Origin of the sequence: Halorientalis sp. (genome assembly GCF_028275115.1) — an archaeon.
Lineage (GTDB): Archaea > Halobacteriota > Halobacteria > Halobacteriales > Haloarculaceae > Halorientalis.
Genome location: NZ_JAQCNH010000048.1, coordinates 1 through 2,722 on the forward strand (window position 1 = coordinate 1; position 2,722 = coordinate 2,722).

The window sequence follows — 2,722 nt, forward strand, 5'->3', positions numbered from 1 at the left end:
CTCTCAGAGCCCCTCCCAGCCGCCGAGGGCGACGGCACCGCCGAGGACGCCTGGCGACAATGGCAGTACAGCTACGACCCGCCCGGCGAGAGCCACGAGGTCGTCGTCCGGATGATCGACCGCGACGGGACAGTCCAGACCGACGAGGAAACCGGCCCCTACCCGACGGGGCCGTCGGGCTGGGTTTCGAAGGAGTTCCAGAGCTAGTCGTCGTCTCCGGTCACGGCTTCCGGACGTGTACTTCGACCGGGCCCGGGTCGAGTGTGAGGCCGAACGGCGAGAGGTCCAGTTTCTCGGTGACACGGTCGAACGTCAGGCGCCCTGCGAGCGTCGCGAGCGTGAGTTTAAGCTCGGTCATCGCAAACCGCATACCGAGACAGTGGCGTGGACCGCCGCCGAACGGGAAGTAGGCGTACTCTGGCCGGTCTTGATCCCCGCCACGTATCTCGGGTAGCCACCGTTCCGGGCGAAACGTCTCCGGGGTATCCCAGTACTCCTCGTGGCGATGGCAGCGGTAGGCAGAGAGGAGGACTGTCGCGTCCGCCGGAACACGGTAGCCACCCAGCGTCGTCGCCTCTGTGGGCTCGCGGAAGAGGTCTGTCAGCGGTGGATACAACCGTAGGGCCTCCCGTGCGACGGCTTCGGTAAACTCCAACTCCGGTAGGTCGGTGAACGATAGGCTTTCGCCACAGACCGACTCGGCTTCACGCGTGAGACGCGCCTGAGCCTCGTCGTCGCCGGCGAGTAACCACACGGCGAAGGTCAGCGCCGTCGCGGTCGTCTCGTGGCCGGCGAACAGGAAGGTGACGAGTTGGTCTCGCACTTCCCCGGGCGACATCTGTTCGCCGTCGGGATACTCCGCCGCGGCGAGCATCGACAGGAGATCCGTCGGCGTCTCCGCCGCGTTTCGTCGCTCCGCGACGAGTTCGTCGACAAGGGTGTCTAGCTCACCCATCGCCCGTTCGTAGCGCCGCTTGCTCGGCGTCGGAACCCACGAGGGAACGAGCATGAGTGTAGCGTAGTTCCCGATGTAGTCGGAGAGAGCGCGGACGGCGTCCCTGACGATTGCGCCGCGTTCGGCGTCGAAGTCCAAGTCGAACAGCGTCCGCGTGAGAATCCGAAGTGTCAGCGTCGACGTGGTCTCCCGGAGTTCGATGACGTCGCCGTCGGCCCACGTGTCGGCCAGCGCCGCCGTCTCTGTGACCATCTCGTCCGCGTACGACTGAATCTCCCGTGGCGTGAACGCGGATTGGAGCAGTTGCCGCTGGCGCCGCCAGCGCTCGCCCTCGGTGAACACGACGCCCTCGGGAGCGATAAGCTCCCCGAACGCCTGTTGGAACCCACCCTTTTCGAACGCGTCGTTCTCGGCGACGAGGACCCGCTCGACGACGTCCGGGTCACCGACGGCGACGAACTGTCTACCGAACGCGGTGTAGCTGACGACATCGCCGTACTCGATTGCGGTGTTCATGAATCCCCACGGGTCCCGGAGGAGCGCGACCGTCGATCCCACCAGCGGGAGCCCACTGGGCCCGGGCGGCAACGAGTCCGTTCCATCTGTCCGTGTGTCTGTCATCACTCGACAGTTCAGCCCCGGCACCCGTGGGTGCTTGCCTGAAAGAATTAACTTCTTTAAGTCAAGCTGTGAAGTCCCTGTGTGCAATCGACGGACTTGACGCTCACACTTCCCGAGTGGATGCAGCTTCCAGTGCCCGAATATGCCGACCCGGACGCCGTCCGCCGGGAGGAGGTCATCTCGTGGGATATCTACCCCGACGCTGGCGTCGTCGGGTTCCTATCGATCGTCCTGGGCGACATCGACACCGCCCGCCAGTCTGCCGAGGATATCGACCCGGTTGAGTCGGTATCACTGACACCGATCGACGAGGACAGCTACTACGCGTACGTCGAGATGAGTCTGCGGGAGGCCGACGCGACGCTGATGGCGACGTTCGCCGACCGCCGACTGGTGGTTGTCCCGCCGGTGGTCTACACCGACCGCGAGACGGTCCACGTGACCGTACTCGGTGCAGATGAGGCCCTGTCGGGACTGCTCGACCGGGTCCCCGACGACGTGGGCGTGACCGTCGAGCGGGTCAGCGACCACCGGCGCCGCCCGGGAACGCTCGCGAGTCGACTGACCGACCGTCAGTACGAGGCCACCAAGGTCGCCCGAGCGGTCGGCTACTTCGAGGTGCCCAGAGAGGGGACACTCGCGACAGTCGCCGACCGACTGGGCTGTTCGGAGAGTGCGGCCTCGAAACTGCTCCGGAACGCACAGGCGGAACTGGTCGACGGTGCGCTGGGGGACCGACCCGAGTCGACGTAGCGACGTGGTCCCACCACACCGCCGCGTGGAGCCAGCCCGGCGTGGCTCTCGGCAGTCGCCGTGAGTACGTTATCGGTCGGTCTCAGCAGTAACACACATCCCTCACCACGACAAGTGACCGGTATGCCCAGAGAAATAACGGGCGAGGTCATCCACGTCGTCGGGCCCGACGAGCAGGCCGACTACGAACTCGACGGGACGGTCGCGGAGTTGGCCGAGTCGCGCTATCTCCTCGTCTGTCGGGAGGGTGGGAAGCCCTCTTTCTTCGAGCGGATTATCGCCTTTTTCAAACGGGACCCGATCGAGCCCGTGACACTCGTCGCGGACGCCGACATCGAGGAAGGGACCGAAATCACGGCGACGGTCGAGTTCACGACTGTCGACAGCGTCTAC

3 protein-coding genes and 1 pseudogene are annotated in these 2,722 nt (G+C 65.4%); 3 read left to right on the plus strand and 1 reads right to left on the minus strand.

Annotated features, from left to right (window positions below; genetic code table 11):
* Positions 1–207, plus strand: a pseudogene (locus tag Q0964_RS07445) (sulfite oxidase); the annotation flags it as partial.
* A gap of 13 nt (positions 208–220) precedes the next feature.
* Here the strand turns inward: Q0964_RS07445 and Q0964_RS07450 are convergent.
* On the minus strand, positions 221–1,576 hold the full coding sequence (locus Q0964_RS07450) for a cytochrome P450 (protein WP_299265485.1): 1,356 nt from the start codon (positions 1,574–1,576) through the stop codon (positions 221–223).
* Positions 1,577–1,657: 81 nt separating this feature from the next.
* Here Q0964_RS07450 and Q0964_RS07455 point away from each other — a divergent pair, with 81 nt between their 5' ends.
* Both Q0964_RS07455 and Q0964_RS07460 read left to right on the plus strand, forming a co-directional pair.
* Positions 1,658–2,329, plus strand: a complete 672-nt coding sequence (locus tag Q0964_RS07455; protein WP_299265487.1) for a helix-turn-helix domain-containing protein — start codon at positions 1,658–1,660, stop codon at positions 2,327–2,329.
* Positions 2,330–2,452: 123 nt separating this feature from the next.
* Positions 2,453–2,722: DUF7526 family protein (locus Q0964_RS07460; protein ID WP_299265488.1), on the plus strand; the 270-nt coding region annotated here is incomplete at its 3' end.